General features: G+C 47.8%; 19 protein-coding genes. 16 read left to right on the top strand and 3 right to left on the bottom strand.

The window, feature by feature from the left end:
* Positions 1-9 precede the first annotated feature (9 nt).
* Positions 10-951 (bottom strand): helix-turn-helix domain-containing protein, encoded by a 942-nt coding sequence (locus tag AC0THY_RS08895; protein ID WP_489994071.1) that lies wholly within the window; start codon positions 949-951, stop codon positions 10-12.
* 193 nt (positions 952-1,144) lie between these two features.
* Here AC0THY_RS08895 and AC0THY_RS08900 point away from each other — a divergent pair, with 193 nt between their 5' ends.
* Genes AC0THY_RS08900 through AC0THY_RS08915 form a run of 4 tightly spaced genes read left to right on the top strand, consistent with a single transcriptional unit; the run spans position 1,145 to position 6,195 of the window.
* On the top strand, positions 1,145-1,594 hold the full coding sequence (locus AC0THY_RS08900; RefSeq protein ID WP_489994072.1) for a MarR family winged helix-turn-helix transcriptional regulator: 450 nt from the start codon (positions 1,145-1,147) through the stop codon (positions 1,592-1,594).
* Positions 1,588-3,753 carry an ABC transporter ATP-binding protein gene (locus AC0THY_RS08905; RefSeq protein ID WP_489994073.1) on the top strand — a complete coding sequence of 722 codons (2,166 nt, stop codon included), beginning with the start codon at positions 1,588-1,590 and terminating at the stop codon, positions 3,751-3,753. The genes AC0THY_RS08900 and AC0THY_RS08905 overlap by 7 nt, the downstream gene beginning before the upstream one ends.
* Positions 3,746-5,596 (top strand): ABC transporter ATP-binding protein, encoded by a 1,851-nt coding sequence (locus AC0THY_RS08910; protein ID WP_489994074.1) that lies wholly within the window; start codon positions 3,746-3,748, stop codon positions 5,594-5,596. The genes AC0THY_RS08905 and AC0THY_RS08910 overlap by 8 nt, the downstream gene beginning before the upstream one ends.
* Positions 5,596-6,195, top strand: a complete 600-nt coding sequence (locus tag AC0THY_RS08915; RefSeq protein ID WP_489994075.1) for a cytidylate kinase-like family protein — start codon at positions 5,596-5,598, stop codon at positions 6,193-6,195. Before AC0THY_RS08910 ends, AC0THY_RS08915 begins: the two co-directional genes overlap by 1 nt.
* A gap of 11 nt (positions 6,196-6,206) precedes the next feature.
* On the opposite strand, the gene AC0THY_RS08920 is transcribed toward AC0THY_RS08915, so the two are convergent.
* The gene (locus AC0THY_RS08920; protein ID WP_489994076.1) at positions 6,207-7,082 is read right to left on the bottom strand and encodes a YitT family protein; all 876 of its coding nucleotides are present in this window, start codon (positions 7,080-7,082) and stop codon (positions 6,207-6,209) included.
* Between the two features lie 354 nt (positions 7,083-7,436).
* Between AC0THY_RS08920 and larC2 the strand changes: the two genes are divergently transcribed.
* The 5 genes from larC2 to AC0THY_RS08945 all read left to right on the top strand — a co-directional run bounded on the left by larC2 (position 7,437) and on the right by AC0THY_RS08945 (position 11,722).
* Entirely contained in the window at positions 7,437-8,642 is a 1,206-nt protein-coding gene (larC2, locus tag AC0THY_RS08925) for a nickel pincer cofactor biosynthesis protein LarC2 (protein ID WP_489994077.1), read from the top strand.
* A complete protein-coding gene (locus AC0THY_RS08930) occupies positions 8,642-8,848 on the top strand; it encodes a hypothetical protein (RefSeq protein WP_489994078.1) in 207 nt (68 codons plus the stop codon). The genes larC2 and AC0THY_RS08930 overlap by 1 nt, the downstream gene beginning before the upstream one ends.
* Before the next feature lie 275 nt (positions 8,849-9,123).
* The gene (gene larE / locus AC0THY_RS08935; protein WP_489994079.1) at positions 9,124-9,924 is read left to right on the top strand and encodes an ATP-dependent sacrificial sulfur transferase LarE; all 801 of its coding nucleotides are present in this window, start codon (positions 9,124-9,126) and stop codon (positions 9,922-9,924) included.
* Positions 9,921-10,187, top strand: coding sequence for an acylphosphatase (locus AC0THY_RS08940; RefSeq protein WP_489994080.1), 267 nt, complete (start codon positions 9,921-9,923; stop codon positions 10,185-10,187). The genes larE and AC0THY_RS08940 overlap by 4 nt, the downstream gene beginning before the upstream one ends.
* Positions 10,188-10,207: 20 nt before the next feature.
* Complete coding sequence (locus AC0THY_RS08945) at positions 10,208-11,722, top strand: amino acid adenylation domain-containing protein (RefSeq protein WP_489994081.1); 1,515 nt, start codon at positions 10,208-10,210, stop codon at positions 11,720-11,722.
* Positions 11,723-11,810: 88 nt separating this feature from the next.
* On the opposite strand, the gene AC0THY_RS08950 is transcribed toward AC0THY_RS08945, so the two are convergent.
* On the bottom strand, positions 11,811-12,029 hold the full coding sequence (locus tag AC0THY_RS08950) for a helix-turn-helix domain-containing protein (RefSeq protein WP_489994082.1): 219 nt from the start codon (positions 12,027-12,029) through the stop codon (positions 11,811-11,813).
* Between the two features lie 160 nt (positions 12,030-12,189).
* On the opposite strand from AC0THY_RS08950, the gene AC0THY_RS08955 reads away from it, so the two are divergent.
* From AC0THY_RS08955 to AC0THY_RS08985, 7 genes are all read left to right on the top strand, one after another.
* On the top strand, positions 12,190-12,426 hold the full coding sequence (locus AC0THY_RS08955; RefSeq protein ID WP_489994083.1) for a hypothetical protein: 237 nt from the start codon (positions 12,190-12,192) through the stop codon (positions 12,424-12,426).
* 484 nt (positions 12,427-12,910) lie between these two features.
* The gene (locus AC0THY_RS08960) at positions 12,911-14,113 is read left to right on the top strand and encodes an Ig-like domain-containing protein (RefSeq protein WP_489994084.1); all 1,203 of its coding nucleotides are present in this window, start codon (positions 12,911-12,913) and stop codon (positions 14,111-14,113) included.
* 34 nt (positions 14,114-14,147) lie between these two features.
* A complete protein-coding gene (locus tag AC0THY_RS08965; protein ID WP_489994085.1) occupies positions 14,148-16,727 on the top strand; it encodes a family 43 glycosylhydrolase in 2,580 nt (859 codons plus the stop codon).
* A 571-nt stretch (positions 16,728-17,298) separates the two neighbouring features.
* Positions 17,299-17,805, top strand: a complete 507-nt coding sequence (locus AC0THY_RS08970) for an SEC-C metal-binding domain-containing protein (protein ID WP_489994086.1) — start codon at positions 17,299-17,301, stop codon at positions 17,803-17,805.
* A 71-nt stretch (positions 17,806-17,876) separates the two neighbouring features.
* The gene (locus AC0THY_RS08975) at positions 17,877-18,611 is read left to right on the top strand and encodes a YdcF family protein (RefSeq protein WP_489994087.1); all 735 of its coding nucleotides are present in this window, start codon (positions 17,877-17,879) and stop codon (positions 18,609-18,611) included.
* A 16-nt stretch (positions 18,612-18,627) separates the two neighbouring features.
* Positions 18,628-19,179 (top strand): TIGR01440 family protein, encoded by a 552-nt coding sequence (locus AC0THY_RS08980; protein ID WP_489994088.1) that lies wholly within the window; start codon positions 18,628-18,630, stop codon positions 19,177-19,179.
* A gap of 12 nt (positions 19,180-19,191) precedes the next feature.
* Positions 19,192-20,304, top strand: coding sequence for a M20/M25/M40 family metallo-hydrolase (locus tag AC0THY_RS08985; RefSeq protein ID WP_489994089.1), 1,113 nt, complete (start codon positions 19,192-19,194; stop codon positions 20,302-20,304).
* Positions 20,305-20,306: the final 2 nt, after the last annotated feature.

Genomic DNA, 20,306 nt, shown 5'->3' on the forward strand with positions numbered 1-20,306 from the left:
TTGACCGGGTCATTTCTGAAAAGTGACCCGGTCATTTCTGGCATGTTGGGTTTTACGGTACTGGAGAGGCGTCATGTCTGTAGATTTTCTAAATGCCCTGAGAAAGTTTCCCAAATTGTTGAAGCCACAGTCCAGGCAGATTTCCAATACAGGACGGTCCGTTTCCCTCAAAAGGGAGACGGATTTTTTGATGCGCACTTCGTTGACGTATGCCATGGGGGACTTGCCTATGGCCTGTTTGAAGAAACGGCAGAAATACTGCTCATTCACATTAATCAGTTCTGCCAGATCACGGACATAGATTTTTTCCGTATAATTTTCATGAATATAGGACAGGACTTTCTTAATAGACTCTATACGGTGGTCCGGACTTCGCTCACACTGGGAGAGGAGGCCAAAATCGCTGAGGATGGCCAGTATCCGAAGCAGGGAGGTTTTGACGCGCAGTTGGGAAGAGAGGAGGTAGGTACTTAAAAACGTTTTCTCTCCCTTGGCATCGGGTATCTTTGACATCAGAGACTGTATCTCCAGATACTCCCTGTAGACCAACTGGTAGGCTGGGTGGCTATGAGGGAGAAGCAGGGGCAGGGAGAGGTCACCGGAGCAGAGTGGACCCAGCAGCTCTGCCTGCACATGATCGTAGAAATCAAAACTCAGCATGCGGGGATGGAATACTATGGCTGTTTCCAGACAGGGAGCCTGTGCCACTATGCTGTGCAGATCCCCCTGGTTTAAAAAGCAAAGGCATTTTTCCTCTATGGAAAACCTCTCCATGTTTACCTCCAGAAAAAAATGCCCCTCCTCAAAGTGCATGATCTCGAGCTCCTCATGCCAGTGATGCTTTACGGTTAAGCTGTCTCCACGACCCTGGTTGCAGTAAAGGGCGCAGGGAAAGGCAAGACTGCCGTGTGCACGGTCCTCCCGCAAAACCTGAGTATTTGTCTGATCCATAAATGCCTCCCATGAAAGCTGTTTGTCTTGACTATAGGAGATATCAGGGGAAAAGTCAATTATGTTTAGACGACTAATAAAAAATTTGTCTATTTTTTCTAAACAAATTCTTAAAAAATAAAGATACAGTTGATTTTTTGTTAATATGGTACTAATATAGATTAGTCGACTAATTAAATGGGAGGTGAAGAAAATGAAGATAGAAGGTGCGATTGACAGCGACAGCACCCAAACACTGCTGCTTAAGATGTCGCATTTATATTTTAGAAACAGTTTTGAACAACTGTCCAATTTGGGTGTACATCCGGGACAGCTTCCCATGATCAAGCTTCTGGGAAGAGAGGGAGGCCTGAGTCAGAGAGAGATCTCCGATAAACTGCGTGTAAAGCCACCCTCAGTGGCTGTATCAATCAAAAGAATGGAGAGCGCGGGCTTGCTGGAGAAGAGCCCGGACAAAAAGGACCAGAGAGTCACCAGAATCTATTTGAGTCCCAAAGGCCGGGAGATGAACCAGGAAATCGAGGCAATTGTAAAGCGCAATGAAAAGGTACTGTTCCAGGGCTTTACCGAGAGTGAACAGTGTCTGATGCGCCGCTTTCTGCTGCAAATCATAAAGAATCTGGAGGAATTAAAGACATGTTAAAAATGTTTCGCTATGTGAAAGAAAAGTGGTACTATATCGTACTGATTATCGCACTGCTTTTCCTGCAGGCATACTGCGACCTTTCCCTTCCCGATTACACATCCAAGATTGTCAATGTGGGCATTCAGCAAAAAGGTGTGGAGGATGGAGTGCCGGACCAGATCCGCCAGGAGTCCATGGATAAACTCTTTTTGTTTATGGAAGACCGGGAGATGGGGCAGGTGAAGGAGGCCTACACTTTAAAAGACGGGATTTATCGTCTAAATGAGATCAAGGAAGAGAAACGGGAGGAGCTGAACCGCATTTTTGGCGTTCCCATGCTGGTGGTTTCCAGCCTGTCCGGGGACAGCGAGGAGACTGCAGCCATGAAGCAGAAGATGGGTCTGCCCGAGGATGGGGATATGTTTGCTGTGCTGGAGCAGATTCCACGGGAACAGCTGCATGAAATGTTTGCACAGCAGTCAGAAAAATTCGAGCAGATGCCGGAGTCCATTGTAACGCAGACAGCTGTGAGCTATGTGCAGGGGGAATACGCTGCCATGGGGCTTGATGTGGATGCGATTCAGAGCAATTATGTCAAGACATCCGGTGTGCGGATGCTGGGTATGGCGCTGTTGGTGATGATAGCAGCAGTCTGTGTAACCTTTCTCTCCTGCCGGCTGGCAGCTACACTGGGAAGGAATCTGAGAAACCGGGTGTACCGCAAAGTCATCTCCTTTTCCGGAGAGGAGTTGAATCACTTTTCCACAGCCTCTCTGATTACCAGGAGTACCAATGACATTCAGCAGATCCAGATGCTTGCCACCATGGTCTTTCGTATGGTACTCTATGCCCCCATTCTGGGAATCGGCGGTGTGATTCGGGTATTTCAGACAGAGGCGTCTATGACCTGGATACTGGCCCTGGCAGTAGTGGTGATTATGGTGATCGTTGGAACCCTTTTTAAAGTGGCGATGCCCAAATTCACACTGCTGCAGACATTGATTGACAAGCTGAATCTGGTGACAAGGGAGATTTTGACCGGTATCCCGGTAATCCGCGCGTTCAGCACGGAAAAGCATGAGGAGGAGCGGTTCGAGGATGCCAACCGGGATCTGACAAAGACCACTCTGTTTGTCAACCGGGTCATGACGGTGATGATGCCTACCATGATGCTGGTGATGAATGGAATTACTGTGCTGATCGTGTACACAGGCGCTCGCTCTGTGGATGCGGGAAATATGCAGGTGGGAAATATTATGGCATTTATGCAGTACGCCATGCAGATTATCATGTCCTTCCTGATGATTACCATGATGTCCATCATGATCCCAAGAGCAAATGTGTCCGCAAAGCGAATTAACGAAGTGTTAAACACAGAGATTTCTATAAGAGACGCGGTATCTCCGGCACAGGAAGACGGTTCTGTCAAGGGCCTGGTGGAGTTTGAGCATGTCTCCTTCCAGTATCCGGGAGCGGAGGAGAAAGTGCTTGATGATATCTCTTTCACAGCCAGAAAGGGGCAGACCGTTGCCTTTATCGGAAGTACCGGTAGCGGAAAGAGTACGCTGGTGAATCTGATCCCGAGGCTTTTTGATGTCACAGAAGGAAAAGTCAAGGTGGACGGCATTGACGTGCGCGACATGAAGTTAAAGGACCTGCGGGACAGACTGGGCTATGTGCCTCAAAAGGGTGTGCTTTTCTCCGGAACCATAGATTCCAACATCCGGTACGGATATGAGGAAGCCACAGAGGATGAGGTGAAAAAGGCGGCTCAGATTGCCCAGGCCTGGGATTTTATCAGCGAAAAGGAAGAGGGACTTGCATCGCCCATTGCACAGGGCGGAAGCAATGTGTCCGGAGGGCAGAAGCAGAGACTTTCTATCGCAAGAGCCATTGCCAAGAAACCGGAGATCTATATCTTTGACGACAGCTTTTCTGCACTGGACTACAAAACGGATGTGGTGCTGCGAAGAACCTTAAAGCAGGAGACAAAGGAGGCCACCACCCTGATCGTGGCACAGAGAATCAGCACCATCCTGCATGCGGACAATATCATCGTGCTGGATGAGGGATGTGTGGCAGGACAGGGTACTCATAAGGAACTGCTTGCAAACTGTGAAGTCTATCGGCAAATCGCTATGTCTCAGCTGTCAGAGGAGGAATTAGCCAATGAGTAATACAAACAAAAGGCCAAGGGGACCAATGGGACACGGACCTGGAGGAAAGATGATGCCCGGCGAGAAGGCAAAGGATTTTAAGGGAACCATGCGCAAGCTGTTCCGATACATGGCAAAATATAAAGTAAAGCTGTTTTTTATGTTTCTGTTTGCAGTGGGAGGAACCATTTTCAGTATTGTAGGTCCCAAGATTTTGGGAAAGGCCACCACGGAGTTGTTTAACGGACTAGTGTCCAAGATCAACGGGCTTGGGGGGATTGACTTTGAAAAAATCACCACGATCCTGCTGACCGTGCTGGGGCTCTACCTGGTGAGCGCAGTTTTCACCTACATCCAGGGATTTATCATGACGGGAATATCCAATGATGTCACCTATTCCCTGAGAAAAGACATCTCCCAAAAGATTAACCGTATACCGCTGAAATATTATGAGAGCAGGACCCACGGTGAGGTACTCTCCAGGGTGACCAATGATGTGGACACTCTGCAGCAGAGCTTGAACCAGAGCTTGACCCAGCTGATTACCTCTGTTACCACCCTGGTGGGTGTACTGATCATGATGTTTTCCATCAATGTGTGGATGACGCTGGCAGCCCTCTTGATTTTACCGGTATCCATGGGGATCATAGGGACAGTAATGAAACACTCCCAGAAGTTTTTCAAGGCCCAGCAGAGATACTTGGGTGAAGTAAACGGACAGGTGGAGGAGGTCTACGGCGGACATAATATTGTAAAGGTGTTCAACAAAGAAGATGCCGTTGTGGAGGAATTTGAGAACACCAATGAGAAGCTGTACGAATCCGCATGGAAATCCCAGTTCTTTTCCGGCATCATGATGCCGGTTATGCAGTTTGTGGGAAACATCGGCTATGTGATGGTGGCGATTTTAGGCGGTTTTCTGACCATCAAGGGTTCCATCGAAGTGGGAGATATACAGTCCTTTTTCCAGTATATCCGAAACTTTACCCAGCCCATCCAGCAGATCGCCCAGGTTACAAATATGCTCCAGTCCTCAGCCGCGGCTTCTGAGCGTGTGTTTGAGTTTTTAGAGGAGGAAGAGGAGGAGCAGCAGGTGGAGAAGCCTGTGGATATCAGCAGTATCGAAGGAAATGTATCCTTTGACCACGTGGCCTTTGGTTACAATCCGGAGCAGATCATCATCCATGATTTCTCCTCAGAGGTAAAAACCGGTCAGAAGGTGGCTATTGTCGGTCCCACAGGAGCGGGGAAGACCACCATGGTGAAGCTGCTGATGCGCTTTTACGATGTGAATGCAGGCGCCATTTTGGTAGACGGGCACAATATCAAAGAGTTCAACCGAAGTGAGCTGCGAGAGCTGTTCGGCATGGTGCTTCAGGATACCTGGCTGTTCCACGGCACTATTATGGAGAATATCCGTTACGGGCGTCTGGACGCCACAGATGAGGAGGTAATCCAGGCAGCCAAGGCAGCCCATGCTCACCGGTTTATCATGGCCCAGCCAGGGGGATACAATATGGTCCTCAATGAGGAGACCAGCAATATTTCCCAGGGACAGAAACAGCTGCTGACCATTGCACGGGCCATCCTGGCGGACAATAAGATTCTGATCCTGGATGAGGCCACCTCCTCTGTGGATACCCGCACAGAGGTACAGATACAGAAAGCCATGGATAACCTGATGAGGGGCAGAACCAGCTTTGTGATTGCTCACAGGCTTTCCACGATCCGCGATGCGGACTTGATTCTGGTGATGAAGGATGGAGATATCATTGAACAGGGAACCCACGAGGAGCTGCTGGCAGCCAAAGGCTTCTACGAGAACCTGTACAACAGTCAGTTTGAGAAAGCGGAGGCAGTGTGATGAGATACAATATTATTACAATTGAGCGGGAATATGCCAGCGGAGGCACAGAGATCGGAAACAGACTTGCGGAGGTGCTGAATATCCCCTGCTATGGTCAGGAGATTTTGGAAATGGTTGCCAGAAAGCGGGGGACGACCCCGCAGCAGCTGGTCCATATGGAGGAGACGGCAACAGGCAGCCTTCTGTATTCCATCGCCATGGCAGCGAGAATGGTATCCGGCCAGAGTGACGGGCTCAGCGAGGAGAATGAGCTTTACCTGGAGGAATCCCGGGTGATACACGATCTGGTGAACCAGGGGCCTTGCATCATCGTAGGACGCTGTGCCGGGTGGGTGCTGAGAGAGCGCAGGGATGTGCTTAATGTATTTATCCATGCGGACAGGGATTTCCGCAGGAGACGCGCTGTGGAAGTGTACAAAGATCAGCCGGAAAAGATTGACGGGTATCTGAAGCGCTGTGACAGGCGCCGGGATAACTTTTACGGCGCCAACACAGGAAAACGCTGGGATGACAAGGGAGGATACCATCTGATGCTGGACAGCGGACGTCTGGGCATTGAGCGGTGTGTGGACATCATCTGTACCAGCGCAAGATAGCATAAAACGGGTTATTGGACCTTCTCCCCCAACTGGAGGGGAGAGAATCCTTCCCCGTGAACTTCATTAGACTCCAAAATGATGAGAAATGAGTCAGGGTCAGCGGATTTCACCGCTTTCTGCACATAATACATCTGTTTATTGTTGCAGGCGCACATGACCACGGATTTCTCATCTTTTTTGTATCCTCCCATACCGCTTAATATAGTGGAGCCTCTGCCACAGCACTCCTCTATGGTGTCTGTGATCAGGTGGGCGTGGTCCGTGACCACCAGGGCCAGCTTCCCGGCATTTACACCGTACATCAGCTTATCCACCACCAGGGCAAAGAGGTAGTTGACAATCATACCGTAGATGATGCCGTCAACATCCCTGAAAATCAAGCCGCCGGCCAGAATAATGCCTACATCGGAGAGAAAAGCGATCTTCCCCACCGAGAGATGGGGCTTTAATGCTTTGACGGACATGATGATAAAGTCTGTGCCTCCGGTGGAGGAGTTCTGCATATAGATGATGGAGTATCCTGCGCCTGCGATGACGCCTGTACACACAGCGGAGAGCAGGCGGCTTCCGCTGTATACGGGAAGCAGAGGGGCAATATAGTCGATCATCACAGAAGAGATAACCATACAGCGCAGGGAGCGCAGGAAAAATATGCGTCCCAGCAGGCGGTAACACAGGATAGCCACCGGAATATTCAGAACAATGGTGGTAATACCGATGGGAAGATCAAACAGACGGTACAGGATTATGGAAACACCCGAAAAACCGGTCATGGGAAACTTGGCGTGGAGGGCAAAGTTGTAAATCCCGATGGCAATCAGAAAGCTTCCCAGAAACTCCATAAAAATGTTTGTAAAGGGCAATTTTTTAAAATGTGAAATCATAGTAATCCTCCTTTTTTATAGTTTGCTCACAACGGTTCTTTTCTTTCACAGTTAACTGCAAAATAACACAACAAAAAAGAGCAGGTGCAAATTATAGGAATATAATTCGCAATTGCTCTTTTCGCAAATCAGTATAGCACAGTAATTGAAATTGTGCAAGCTACTGTTTAGTCAGTCCTGTGCATTTAATGAACAGAACGTGAGTAAGTGATTCAGGAGTACACAAACCTTAATTCTCTTTCAGATAAAAAATGAGTTGCCTTAACCAAAAGGATGAAATATAATGAATGCAGTATTTACCAAGAAATGTTGCAGCCTGGGCGGCTGTACGGCGAAGGAGAAATGGTGGAGTGAATGGGCAGTCATAGCTTGTATTTGGAGTGCTGTTCCGGTATCCGGGGGGAGATGGCAGCTGCCGCCCTGTTGGATTTGGGAGCAGATCAGGAGGAGTTGCAGCGTATGCTTCATACTCTTCCACTCAAGGAGTTTCAGGTGGAAATTGGCAGAGCGAGCAGCTGCGGTGTGATGGGATGCTGTTTTCAGGTGACCGTGGCGGGGGGCAGTTGTGAGCGGCTGAATTATGCAGAGATTCGCTCTGTCATTGGACAAATGAGGGCGGCAGCAGGTGTCAGAGATCGGGCAGCGAAGGTTTATCAGATCCTGGAGGAAGAAACAAAGCGGATGGGGACTTTTGCAGAGCCCCCCGGGCCTGGTGAAGCGGGGACTTTGGAGTCCCTGGTTTCTGTATTGAGCACAGCATTCTGTCTGGAGAGCATAAATGTAAAAGAGGTTACTATAACCAGCCTGTGGGAGGGACAGGGATTTACAAAAGGGCAGTCCGGTCTTCATCCGCTACCCGTTCCATCGGTCTTAAATATCGTACAGTCTTGTGGCCTGCCGCTTCATCAGATCCGGCATTTTGGCATAGATACTGTAAACAGGAGCCTGATCACTCCGACTGGGGCGGCTATAGCGGCTGCCATACGTACACGGACACAGCTTCCGGAACAGTGGGAGGTATCTAAGACCGGTGTTGGGATCGGAGGAATGGAACTGCCCCATGCGGATATCCTGCGGGCAATGATGATCCGGGATACAGCGCCGGATGAAGAACTCTGGATGCTGGAGACCAATATAGATGACGCTACCGGGGAGGCCCTGGGATATGCGGTGTCCATCCTGATGGAGGAGGGGGCCAGGGATGCGTTCTTTACCCCTGTTTTTATGAAAAAAGGACGTCCGGCCTACACTTTGAGCGTGCTCACAGCAGGGGAACGGATGGACAGGATGGAGGAGTTGATTTTTCTGCACACCAGCACCATAGGAATACGGAAATATCCGGTGAGCAGAACAGTTCTGAAACGGGAGATTCATACAATCCAGACCCACCTAGGACCAGCAGATGTGAAATACATAGACCGGCTGGGAACCATATGCCCCATGCCGGAATACGAGAGTGTAAACAGGCTGTGCAGGGAGAGTGGGCTTGGGTTTTTAGCGGTGTATGACCAGGTAAAAGAAGAGGCGGCAAGGGCCTGGAAACGGAAGGAGAAAAAATAATGAAAAAGAATTGTAAGGCAGTTTCTTACACTAGTGACAGCAGCAGCGCTGGCAGTCACTGGTATTCCGTCCAGTGCCTTTGCACAGACAAGTACAAATTTACTTTTGATGACATGGAAACTGGATTTGCGGGCGGCGGAGCGCAAGCATCCTACGGAGCTGAGCCGTCCCTCACAGGTGATGAAAGGAACAGATTAAACCAGTGACCAAGTCGGCTGCCGCAGGCGGAACTGTGGCAGTTGTGAAACCAACGAAGAAGACCTGGAAGAGTGTGATTGTACCAAAAAGCATCCTCTGGAATGGCTACAAAAGCATTTGCAAAAATATACAGCAGGGCGGTTGTGGACGTGTCCAATAAGAAAGTGAAGAGATATAAGAAACTGTTAAAAAAGCAGGCTTGCCCAAGACAGCAAAAGTGAAATAAAAGCCTGCTGATCTGATTATCACGAAATGATAGTAAATTGGAGGGAGGTAAGATAATATGCAGCAGATGCTGGAGCGTTTGCTGGACACGATGAGGGAGATCACAAAACATGACGTGTGTGTGGCTTTCTCAGGAGGGGTGGACAGCAGCCTGCTTCTTCGCACTGCCAGTATGGCTGCGGAGGAAAATGGAACAAAAGTATATGCCGTCACCATCTCCACCAGGCTTCAGCCCTGGAAGGACATGGAGATAGCAAGAAAGGTGGCTCAGGAGTGCGGATGTGAGCACCATGTTCTGGCCATTGATGAGAGCAAGAATGAAAAGATATTAAACAATTCCGTGGACCGGTGCTATTGGTGTAAACGTTTCCTCTTTGAATCTCTTTTAAAGTGGGGCAGCCTGCACGGGGTAGCCGCTACACTGGAGGGCTCCAATGCGGATGATCTGGATATGTACCGGCCCGGATGGAAGGCGGTGAAAGAGCTGGGGGTGAGAAGCCCTTTGGCGGAGCTGGGAGTTACCAAGGAGGAGGTGCGCCGGATGGCTGCCCAGTTAAACCTTTCTGTGGCAAAGAGGCCCTCCACACCCTGCATGGCAACAAGAATTCCTTATGACACCCCTCTTGATTTTGCTGCACTCAGAAAGCTGGAGGAGGGGGAACAGCAGATGCAGGATCTGGGATTTGAAGTTGTTCGTCTAAGGCTTCACGGGGAGAGTGTGCGGGTAGAAGTCGACAAAGAAAAATTTGAGGAATTTCTCTTAAAGAGAGAACATATTGTAGAAATTTTAAAAGGGCTGGGATTTCGTTATATAACCCTGGACTTGGAGGGTTTCCGTACCGGAAGCATGGATCTATGACTCGAAAGCATTTTTATTTTACCGGAAGAGTGCAGGGAGTTGGTTTCCGCTACCGCGCCACCTATCTGGCACAGAGCCTTGGCTTGACCGGGTGGGTGAGCAATCTGTGGGACGGACGCGTTGAAATGGAACTTCAGGGTACGAGGGAAGCGGTTGACCAAATGGTAGCCAGGTTATATGAGCAGCGTTTTATTGAAATTGAAGACATTGAGATTAAGGAAATTCCCGCCATCGGGGAGGAGAGGCGGTTCAGAGTCCGCTGACCAGACAATGGAGGCGTAGAATGAAAAACATTTTAGAATATCTGGAGCACAGCGCAGAGGTATATCCTCAAAAGAGAGCATTTGGAGATAGAGACAGCAGTTGTACCTTTGAGGAGCTGAGAGGGCGCTCCAGGCGTGCAGGAACCCTTCTTGCAGGAAGAGTGCTGCCCAGAAGTCCCATACCAGTTTTGGCGGATAAGAGCATACAGACTGTGGTTGTTTTTATGGGGAGTGTTTATGCCGGGTGCTTTTATACGCTTCTGGACCCTAAACATCCCACAAGCCGACTGCAGAGCATTTTAAACACTTTGGAAGCCAGCGTGCTGGTGGCAGACTGGACATACGAAAGGGAGCTGAATGCACTGGGATTTGCAGGGACGGTCATTTTTATGGATGAGTTGGAGGCAGGGGAGGCAGATGAGGAGCTCCTGGGCCAGATCCGCAAGCAGGCAATGGACATGGACCCTCTCTATGGGATATTCACCTCAGGCTCAACCGGGGTGCCCAAGGGGGTGGTGGTTAGCCACCGCTCAGTGATTGATTTTATAGACTGCTTCACCAGCCTGTTTGACATCACAGAGCAGGATGTAATAGGAAACCAGGCGCCCTTTGACTTCGACGTATCTGTGAAAGACATCTATTCCGGACTGAAGACAGGGGCCTGCGTGGAGCTGATTCCTAAGCAGTTTTTTTCCTTTCCCAAAAAGCTGTTGGACTTTCTGTGCGAGAGGCAGGTGACCACTCTGGTATGGGCAGTTTCCGCACTGTGTATTCTGACTACCTTAAAGGGCTTTGCGTACAAGGTGCCTGAGCAGATCAGACGGGTAATGTTCAGCGGGGAGGTGATGCCAATCAAACATCTGAGGGAGTGGCAGCAGTATCTGCCAAAAGCGGAGTTTGTGAATCTCTACGGTCCCACCGAGATTACCTGCAACTGCACCTATTATCGAGTGGAGAGAATGTATGAACCAGGGGAGAGCCTTCCCATTGGGAGAGCCTTTCCAAATGAAAAGGTCTTTTTGCTGGATGATCAGGACGATCTGGTGGAGGAGCCGCAAAAACTGGGCGAGATCTGTGTTTCCGGCACGGCGCTGGCACTGGGATATTACAACAATCCCCAGCAGACTGCCAGAGCGTTTGTGCAGAACCCTTTGAATACCAGATATATGGAGACTATCTACCGCACGGGTGACCTGGGTTACTATAATGAAAAGCATGAGCTGTGTTTTTCCTCCAGAAAAGATTTTCAAATCAAGCATATGGGACACAGGATTGAACTGGGTGAGATTGAGGCATCCATTGAGCAAATTCAGGAGATTGACAGAGCCTGCTGCATCTTTGATGACAGAAAGAATAAAATCATTGCTTTTTACAGGGGACCGGTTGAGCGCAGGGAGATAATTGAACAGATTGGAAAAGTATTGCCTCCTTATATGGTACCAAATGTATTCTGCAGGGTGGAGGAAATGCCCCTCACAAAAAATGGCAAGATAGACCGAGGTAAACTGATGGAGATTTACAGGGGAAATATGTAAAGAGCGTATAACTAAACGTAGTAATTCAGATGCCTTGAGACATGCAGCATTGCGGGGAGATGATATCCCTCTCCCCGCAATATGCCTTTTACAGTTTTTGATCTCTATCAGAGGGGACATACTCCGCTATATCCTGAATCTGGCAGCTCAATATGCGGCACAGATCATTTAAAGTGGTGGTGTTCAGCGGTTTGTTTTTGCGAAGTTTGTCTATTGTTGCGGCAGAAATATGGTACTTATGTATCAGGGTATAGGTCGTTTCATCTGATAGCTTGAGAGTATTCCAGAAAGAGTCATATTTGATCATAGGCATCTCCTTTCCGACTGAAGGATGGATATAAAAAGTGTATAACTTTTAACAGCTTCACAGTTATACTATAAATGTTGTTCTGTGTTTAGAATAGAAGATAGTTTTCTTGTTGACTATAATCGCTATAATGACTATAATGAAACAAAAGGGTGGTGAGATGATGAAAGAAGAGAAAAAAGAGTTAACAAAAGAGCAGCTTCTTCGAATTCAGAAGTTGTGCTTTGAGAGCGATGAGAAGTTTTTCTGGGAACAAATGCCGGAGGGAATGGATGTGGAAGAACTGGCTGAGTTTTTGAATGAGTTCCCGGATTTTATGAAAGAAGAGAAAGAAAGCGGAGATTTAAGCAAGGATACCTTGTATCAAAAAATAATAAAAGCAATCGGTGAGGAATAGTGCCGGACAGTGTCAAAATGTTAGTTTTGGCACTTTTTTTATGCAAAAATTTGTTTGGTATCCTAAAAGTCGGATTTTTACAAGCCCCTTAGCTCTTTTTTTCATTTTGTGAAAAGGAGCTTTTCCTTATTAATGGAGAGGCAGCTCAGAAAATAAATCATAAGGATTATTCAAACAGCATCTTAACAAGGAGGAAAAGAGATGGAGAAAAAGATGCTCAATGGGTGAAAAAAACTGGTAAATACTTTCGAGGATAAGATGCAGACAAATTTAAAGAGGGGACCATCGTATTTTGTCAGACAAGTGGCGAGATCGGTTTGTTCACGGTCTGAGCACTGATAGGACAGTGCTTTTTTTATGACAAAAAAGTACTATTTAATTTTCTTAAAAAAAATACAAACACAAAAAAGTACAGACAGTAACATGATTTTTTAGTCGTAGAAGTGATATAGTTTTGTTATAAAACAAATATGACGCTTATAATGTGACATGGAGTACATCGGACCCCTCTGTGGCAACGGTTAACAACGGAATGGTAACCCCGGTAGCAGCGGGAAGTGCTATCATCACCGTAACCTCAGTAGCTGATGATACGAAGATGGCACAGTGTACCGTAACGGTGATACCGGCAACGATAGCCGTAACAGGAGTCAGCTTGAATAAAACCGAGATTTGGATGACCGAAGGAAAGACCGAGACACTGACAGCATCGGTTGCGCCGGAGGACGCAACGGACAAGGATCTGATTTGGGATTCTTCAGATGAATCCGTGGCAACCGTAAACGACGGGGTGGTAACCGCAGTGGCACCAGGAATCGCCACCGTCACAGTGACCTCGGCTGCTGATGGTTCGAAGCAAGCAGAATGTACCGTAATGGTCAGCAGGGAAACCGTACTGGTAACCGGAGTTAAGATGGATAAATCGACTCTCTCTCTGGCAATTGGAGAAGCAGGGACAATAGCGGCGGCTGTCGAGCCGGCGAATGCATGGAATACAGATCTGATCTGGATAACGTCAAATGCATCCGTAGCATCCGCAATTAATGGCAGAGTGACCGCAGTGGGCGGGGGAACAGCAAAAATCACCGCGATCTCAGTCGCTGACAATACAAAAAGAGCGGAATGTACGGTAACGGTAACAGTACCAGTACCAGTACCTAAGACAATCGTTAAAGTAGGTGATAAAATCCAATCCGGTAGCTTGACTTATATCGTATCAGCGGTGGATACGGCGAAGAAGAGCGGTACAATGCAGGTAGCAGCAGCACCAGGCAATAAGAAATTAAAGACTATTGTAATTAAGGATACCATTTCATATTTAGGTATTACCTTTAAAGTTGAAAGTATTGCGGCCAATGCATTTAAGAACAATAATGCAGCCAGTTCGGTAAAGATAGGAAAATATGTAAAAGAGATTAAAAACGGCGCATTCAGCGGCTGTAAAAAACTGAAAAAGGTTACTACCGGGGCGGCTCTTACAAAAATCGGTAAACAGGTATTCTTCAATGATAAGCAATTGAAAACAGTTGACCTCAGAAAGAGTAAAAAACTGAAAACAGTTGGAAGCAGGACATTCAAGGGTATTTATAAAAAAGCGGTTATAAGAGTACCTTCTGCGAAATATAAAGCGTACAAAAAGCTGCTGAATGGAAAAGGGCTGAGTAAATCAGCTAAAATTAAAAAGTAGATGAACAAAATCCAATACAAGGAGGGAAAGATTTATGAATAGATTATCAAGGTATTTGATAAAGATGATCACAGGTCTGGCATTTTTCTGCATGACTATGATGTTGAGTTCACTCATAGTATTAGCGGACAATCCAATCATACAGACAAGTTATACCGCCGATCCGGCACCGATGCTTTATAACGATACGGTTTATCTGTATACTACCCATGATGCGGATGAGACACGATATGGTTTTTTTAGTATGATTGACTGGAAATGTTATTCAACAAAGGATATGGTAAACTGGACGGATCATGGTACGGTATTTCACTTGAATGACATATCATGGTCGCACAAGGGAACCGAGGAGAAACCTTGGGACGGTTCCAGGGCTTGGGCGGCACAGTGCATTGAAAGAGATGGAAAGTTTTACCTGTATGTTCCTGTTAGAAAGAATAACGGCGGCATGGTCATAGGTGTAGGCGTGGCAGACCGCCCGGAAGGGCCATTCACGGATCCTCTGGACCGACCGCTGGTAGATTTGGGAACCTGGGATGAAATTGACCCTACGGTTTATGTTGATGATGACGGTACCGCTTATTTGTATTGGGGCAATCCCACCTTAAAATGCGCGGTGTTAGGCGATGATATGATTTCCATCGTACCGGAGGAAAACCCGGAATTTAAAGCATTGAATGAGGAATATGATATATATACCTTTAACCGCAATGATCCTAACAGATTTACGCCAGGAGTCTATACATTCAAGATGAAGACTTCAGCCTTTGGTGAAAGGGAAAATACTGACCGTCCCACATCCTATGAGGAAGGCCCTTGGTTTACCAAGCGCAATGGGTTATATTATATGATATTCGCCGCTGGCCCTCTGAATCCCAACGAACATCTCGGATACTCAACAAGTAATACTCCGATCGGGCCTTGGGAATATCGTGGCAGGCTTATGGAGCCGGGAGGTGCTTTTACGATCCATCCGGGAATCGTTGATTACAAAGGACGTTCCTTCCTGTTTTACCATAATAATGCATTACCCGGAGGCGGTGGTTTTAAACGTTCTGTCTGCCTGGATGAATTTACCTATAATGAAGACGGAACCATTCCACCCGGTGCAGAGCAAACCACTGAGGGTCCTGCAGGTGTAGCAACGCTGAATCCCTATGTCAGGACAGAAGCGGAAACCATTGCCTGGACTGCCAGTACGAGGCCAGGGAGCGGATCTGCGGCATATAAATCTCATATTAAAACAGAAGTCTGTGACCAGGGTGGAATGAATATCCGCAATGTCAGAGACGGGAATTACATTAAGGTAAAAGATGTCGACTTTGGGGAACGTGGAGCAGATGTATTTGAGGCCTCTGTCTCATGTGACGGAAGTGCAAGCAAGGGAGGAACCGTTGAAATTTATCTGGACAGTCTGGATGGACAGCTGATTGGGGAACTCTCGGTATCTGCTACAGGCGGATGGAATGATTGGAAGATAGAAACGACAGAGCTTGATTACAATGCCAAGGGTGTCCATGATTTATTCTTTATGTTTAAAGGCGGAAACGAAGAAGATCTGTTTAAGATGGATTATTGGCAGTTTAAAGAAGTTGTCATACCTGCTGCAGAAGTTCGTGTAACGCCAGAGACTCTTGCCCTCAGAGCTGGACAGAGCAGAGTTTTAAATGCAGTTGCGATGCCTTCTGATACCACTAACAGCGGATTTGTCTGGACGTCAAGTGATCCGGCAGTGGCAGAAGTAGATACAAATGGTAAAGTACGGGCAAAAGCACCGGGAACGGCAGTTATAACAGCCGAAGCACAAGACGGGAGTACAAATCCGGAAAAAGGTACCTGCACGGTTACCGTCATAAATCCAGCGACAGGAATCACAATCAGTCCGCAACAACTCAACCTTGTGGTGGGAGATCAGAAGAAGCTCAGTGTAGTCCTGAGCCCTGCAGATGTGACAGACAAAGACGTGGCATGGACTTCAGGAGATCCATCCGTAGCAACCGTGTCTGAGGATGGAACTGTAACAGCGCGGGGAGCAGGTGCGGCATCAATCTTCGCACGGACTCAGGACGGCAGCGAAATGTGTGATATCTGTATCGTAATGGTGGCCGAGGCCGAGAAGGAATATAAAATCACCTACCAATTAAACGGCGGCAAAAACAACGAGGCCAATCCGGATACGTATCATTCAGGTATTTCAGTATCCCTTAAATCGCCCACCAAAGCGAAATATGTGTTTGCAGGCTGGTATTCTGACAGCTCTTATAAGAATAAAGTTACAGTGGCATCCGGCGGGAATATTACATTATATGCGAAATGGCAAAAGATAACGGTTCCCCAGGCAAAAATCAAGAGCCTTAAGAATTACAAGTCAAAGACAGTGAAATTAGTTGTTAAAAAGGTTACAGGGGTAAAATATGAAGTGCTATATGCCAGAGATGCTAAATTTAAAAAAGGGAAAAAGAAGACGGCATTTAATGGCACGTCAAAAACGATAAAAAATCTGAAGAAGAGACAGGCTTATTACTTTAAGGTAAGGGCATATAAGCTGGATTCCACCAACAAAAAAGTTTATGGAAAATACAGTAAGAGAATGAAGGTTATAATCAAAAAATAGCGGTTTAATAGGATCGTGGCGGAAACGGGTGGGGCAGTATTCAGGAGTATTACTTCCTGGGAAATGAAAAGAACGATGCAGTAAAATTAAGGACAGATCAAAGAATTACTTGTAATACAAGAGATTCCGCGAGCTGTCCTTAATTTATTTTCGCCGCAGTGCGATCCCGCCCGGAGGGCTTTTTATATCATAGGGAATTCCGAAGGACTTTACTATGATATAAAAAGCACCCCGCCTGCCACGCATGTGCAGCAAACGGGATGCCTAAGGGGAGGATAAGTATTCTAAATTTATCTTTTGTACTTGTCGGTTATTGGAGGGGGATCCAATAATCAAGCATACGCATAATCTGATAGAAGCACCGGCTTGCTGCCGGTTTGTTTTCTATTAGATTAATCATAGTATGAACGAAAGGAGACCACTTTATACAAAAAAATTAAAATATTTCTGTTTTTTTAAATGCCGCCTGTGATAAATTTGTGATCCAAATTTCTTATCGTTGAAAAATCCGGACAAGTAGTATATAATGATAGCTATTACAACTATTTTTGAAACAAAGGATGGTAAAAAAATGGGATTATTACAAGAATGGAGAGATAAGGCTTACTCTCAGGAAACAGATAAAAAGGTACTTCAGAAATTCTGGACAGACTATTTTTTGATTGAAAAAGGCATTTACGAGAAACTTTTGGCTAACCCGGATGAGGTGGTCAGGGGAACCGTAAAAGAGCTGGCGGATAGATATGAGATCCCAGTGATGACTATGGTAGGTTTTCTGGATGGAATTGATGAGAGCTTAAAAGTGCAAAATCCCATCGAGGAGATGGATGAGAACACTGAGGTAAACCTGAATTTTGATAAAGAAAAGCTTTACAAAAATATGGTAGACGCCAAAGCGGATTGGCTGTACGAACTTCCCATGTGGGATGAGATCTTTGACGAAGAAAAGAAAAAAGAGCTGTACCGCGAAGCTAAGAAGGCAAATACCATCGTAAAAGGGCCCAAAATCGGACGCAACGATCCCTGTCCCTGCGGCAGCGGCAAGAAGTATAAGAAGTGCTGCGGTAAAAATGCATAAAATAATGAGGTGTCTGTCATGGGATAGGCACCTTGTTTTAAGTGAACGATAGGGGTAGAAAGGGGAAGTCTATGAGCACTGGATTAGTCATTTTGGGCGCCTTGTTTTTGGCGTATTATGCGGTAATGCTGCTGGCTGGGATGGATTTCTCCTTTGTCTGGCTGGCTGGGGCAGTGGTGTGCATCGGCGGTGGAATCTTGTGGAAATACTTAAGGACCCACGGCCAGCATCTGCCCCCTGCAGTAAAGGTGACAGGAATTGCTGCCATAGCAGTTCTGCTGCTGCTATTTCTGGCAGTGGAAGGGCTGATTGCCGGCAGCATGGGAGAAAAGGGGGAGGAGGACCTGGACTATGTGATCGTGCTGGGGGCCCAGGTGAGGGGAACAAAGCCCAGCAAGGCCCTTCGCAAGCGCATAGACAAGGCAGCGGAGTATTTAAAGGATAATCCCAGGACAAAGGCAGTCGTCTCAGGAGGACAGGGAAATGGGGAGGATTTGTCGGAAGCCCGGGTCATGTATGATTGTCTGCTAAATGCCGGAATCTCCAAGGACAGGCTGATGATGGAGGATAAGTCCACCTCCACGGTGGAGAATTTAAAGTTCAGTGCCAAGTTGACGGGAAAAAGCGCCAGAATCGGGCTGATATCCCAGAATTTTCATATTTACCGGGCAGTGCATTTAGCCAGGCATCAGGGCTTTGCAAATGTGTGTGGAATAGCGGCTCCGTCGGAATGGATTTACCAGCCGCATTTCCTGGTGCGGGAATTTTTTGCAGTGATAAAGGAAAAGCTGACAGGGAACATGTGAGAGGAAGGTGAAAAAAATGTTGGACAAAATCAGAGAAGAGGCCGCGGAAACGGCAAGGGAACTGCTGGAGCAGGCGAATTTGAAGAGAGGGGATATCCTGGTTGCGGGATGTTCCACCAGCGAGATCACAGCCCATAAAATCGGTTCCTACTCGAATGTAGAGATCGGTGCTGCGGTGTTTGATGGGATCTATGGGGAACTGAAAAAGAGGGGGATTTACCTGGCTGCCCAGTGCTGTGAGCATCTGAACAGGACCCTGATTGTGGAGGAAGAGGCTGCGCAGGCCTATGGACTGGAGAGGGTAAATGTGGTTCCCCAGCCTAAAGCAGGCGGCTCTTTTGGCACAGCGGCTTACCATGGCTTTGCGGATCCTGTGGCCGTAGAAGAGGTGAGAGCACAGGCTGGGATTGATATTGGTGATACTCTGATCGGTATGCACCTAAAAAAGGTGGCTGTTCCTGTCCGCATTCAGCAGAAGACAGTGGGGGAAGCGCATGTAGTGTGCGCCAGAACCAGGCTGAAGTTTGTGGGCGGAGAGAGGGCGCATTATGATGAAGAGCTGCTCTGAGGGAATTGCAAAATGAGTACGGATAGAATGATTCAGGAATTCTGCCATCTTGTAGAGATTGACTCCCCGTCCTTTGGAGAGCGGGCTATGGCGGACTATCTGACAGGCCGGCTGACGGAGCTTGGGTTTGTGGTGGAGGAGGATCAGGCAGGGGCCTTTTACGGCGGCACTGCCGGAAACCTCTATGCCCACAGGGAAGGCAGCAGACGGGGAGATCCCCTTCTGTTCTCCATGCATATGGATACTGTGGAGCCTTCCCGGCACAAGAGGGCAATCGTGCATTGGGACGGGCGTATCACCTCACAGGGAGATACGGTGCTGGGGGCGGATGATTTGTCTGCAGTTGCTGCCTTTTTGGAGGCTCTGGAGGGTATGCGCAGGGACAATGAACCCTGCAGAGAACTGGAGGCCTTGATTACAATCGGGGAGGAACAGCACCTGAGAGGCTCCGCTGTCTTTGATTATTCAAAGCTGCGTTCCTGCCAGTCCTATGTTTTGGATTTGAGCGGCAGTGTGGGAACGGCGGCCAATAAAGCTCCAAGCCTGGCCGTCTTTCGGGCAAAGGTGATTGGAAGGGCCGCCCACGCCGGCTTTGCACCGGAGGAGGGCATCCACGCCATTGTCATCGCTTCGAGGGCTGTCCTTGGGATTCCGCAGGGACATGTGGGGGATGAGATGACCGTAAATGTAGGCAGAATAGACGGAGGCAGTGCCACAAACGTTGTGCCTGACCAGTGCATTGTTACCGGGGAGGTGAGGGGATTTGTACACTCCCATGTACTGAAAGAGCTGGACAGGATAAGGCAGGTGTTTGAACAGGAGGCAGAAGCGGCGGGAGGATGTGTGGAGTATGAGACAGAGATCTGCTTTTGCGCATATGAGACTCCGGACACACATCCCGTGGTCAAACGATTTGAGCGCGCCTGTGAGAGGGCAGGGATTTGTCCGGTATTGACAGCTACTTTTGGGGGAAGCGATCAGCACCACCTGTCTGAGCACGGCATCGCAGGAATGGTGCTGGCTTCTGCTATGCATCACGTTCATTCCTGCGGAGAGTACACTACGACTTCTGAGATGGAACAGGTGAGAAACATTGTGCGAGAGATTATAGTAAGCGAGGAATAGGG

It is taken from the genome of Ruminococcus sp. 8Y-12, from assembly GCF_058119865.1.

Excerpts from the sequence above, each read along its gene's own strand:
- AC0THY_RS08970 (WP_489994086.1), top strand. The coding sequence starts at position 17,299 with ATGGGATTATTACAAGAATGGAGAGATAAGGCTTACTCTCAGGAAACA.
- larC2 (WP_489994077.1), top strand. The coding sequence starts at position 7,437 with ATGGGCAGTCATAGCTTGTATTTGGAGTGCTGTTCCGGTATCCGGGGG.
- AC0THY_RS08920 (WP_489994076.1), bottom strand. The coding sequence starts at position 7,082 with ATGATTTCACATTTTAAAAAATTGCCCTTTACAAACATTTTTATGGAG.
- AC0THY_RS08895 (WP_489994071.1), bottom strand. The coding sequence starts at position 951 with ATGGATCAGACAAATACTCAGGTTTTGCGGGAGGACCGTGCACACGGC.
- AC0THY_RS08940 (WP_489994080.1), top strand. The coding sequence starts at position 9,921 with ATGACTCGAAAGCATTTTTATTTTACCGGAAGAGTGCAGGGAGTTGGT.
- AC0THY_RS08955 (WP_489994083.1), top strand. The coding sequence starts at position 12,190 with ATGATGAAAGAAGAGAAAAAAGAGTTAACAAAAGAGCAGCTTCTTCGA.
- AC0THY_RS08905 (WP_489994073.1), top strand. The coding sequence starts at position 1,588 with ATGTTAAAAATGTTTCGCTATGTGAAAGAAAAGTGGTACTATATCGTA.
- AC0THY_RS08900 (WP_489994072.1), top strand. The coding sequence starts at position 1,145 with ATGAAGATAGAAGGTGCGATTGACAGCGACAGCACCCAAACACTGCTG.
- AC0THY_RS08950 (WP_489994082.1), bottom strand. The coding sequence starts at position 12,029 with ATGATCAAATATGACTCTTTCTGGAATACTCTCAAGCTATCAGATGAA.
- AC0THY_RS08965 (WP_489994085.1), top strand. The coding sequence starts at position 14,148 with ATGAATAGATTATCAAGGTATTTGATAAAGATGATCACAGGTCTGGCA.
- AC0THY_RS08975 (WP_489994087.1), top strand. The coding sequence starts at position 17,877 with ATGAGCACTGGATTAGTCATTTTGGGCGCCTTGTTTTTGGCGTATTAT.
- AC0THY_RS08930 (WP_489994078.1), top strand. The coding sequence starts at position 8,642 with ATGAAAAAGAATTGTAAGGCAGTTTCTTACACTAGTGACAGCAGCAGC.
- AC0THY_RS08980 (WP_489994088.1), top strand. The coding sequence starts at position 18,628 with ATGTTGGACAAAATCAGAGAAGAGGCCGCGGAAACGGCAAGGGAACTG.
- AC0THY_RS08985 (WP_489994089.1), top strand. The coding sequence starts at position 19,192 with ATGAGTACGGATAGAATGATTCAGGAATTCTGCCATCTTGTAGAGATT.
- AC0THY_RS08945 (WP_489994081.1), top strand. The coding sequence starts at position 10,208 with ATGAAAAACATTTTAGAATATCTGGAGCACAGCGCAGAGGTATATCCT.
- larE (WP_489994079.1), top strand. The coding sequence starts at position 9,124 with ATGCAGCAGATGCTGGAGCGTTTGCTGGACACGATGAGGGAGATCACA.
- AC0THY_RS08910 (WP_489994074.1), top strand. The coding sequence starts at position 3,746 with ATGAGTAATACAAACAAAAGGCCAAGGGGACCAATGGGACACGGACCT.
- AC0THY_RS08915 (WP_489994075.1), top strand. The coding sequence starts at position 5,596 with ATGAGATACAATATTATTACAATTGAGCGGGAATATGCCAGCGGAGGC.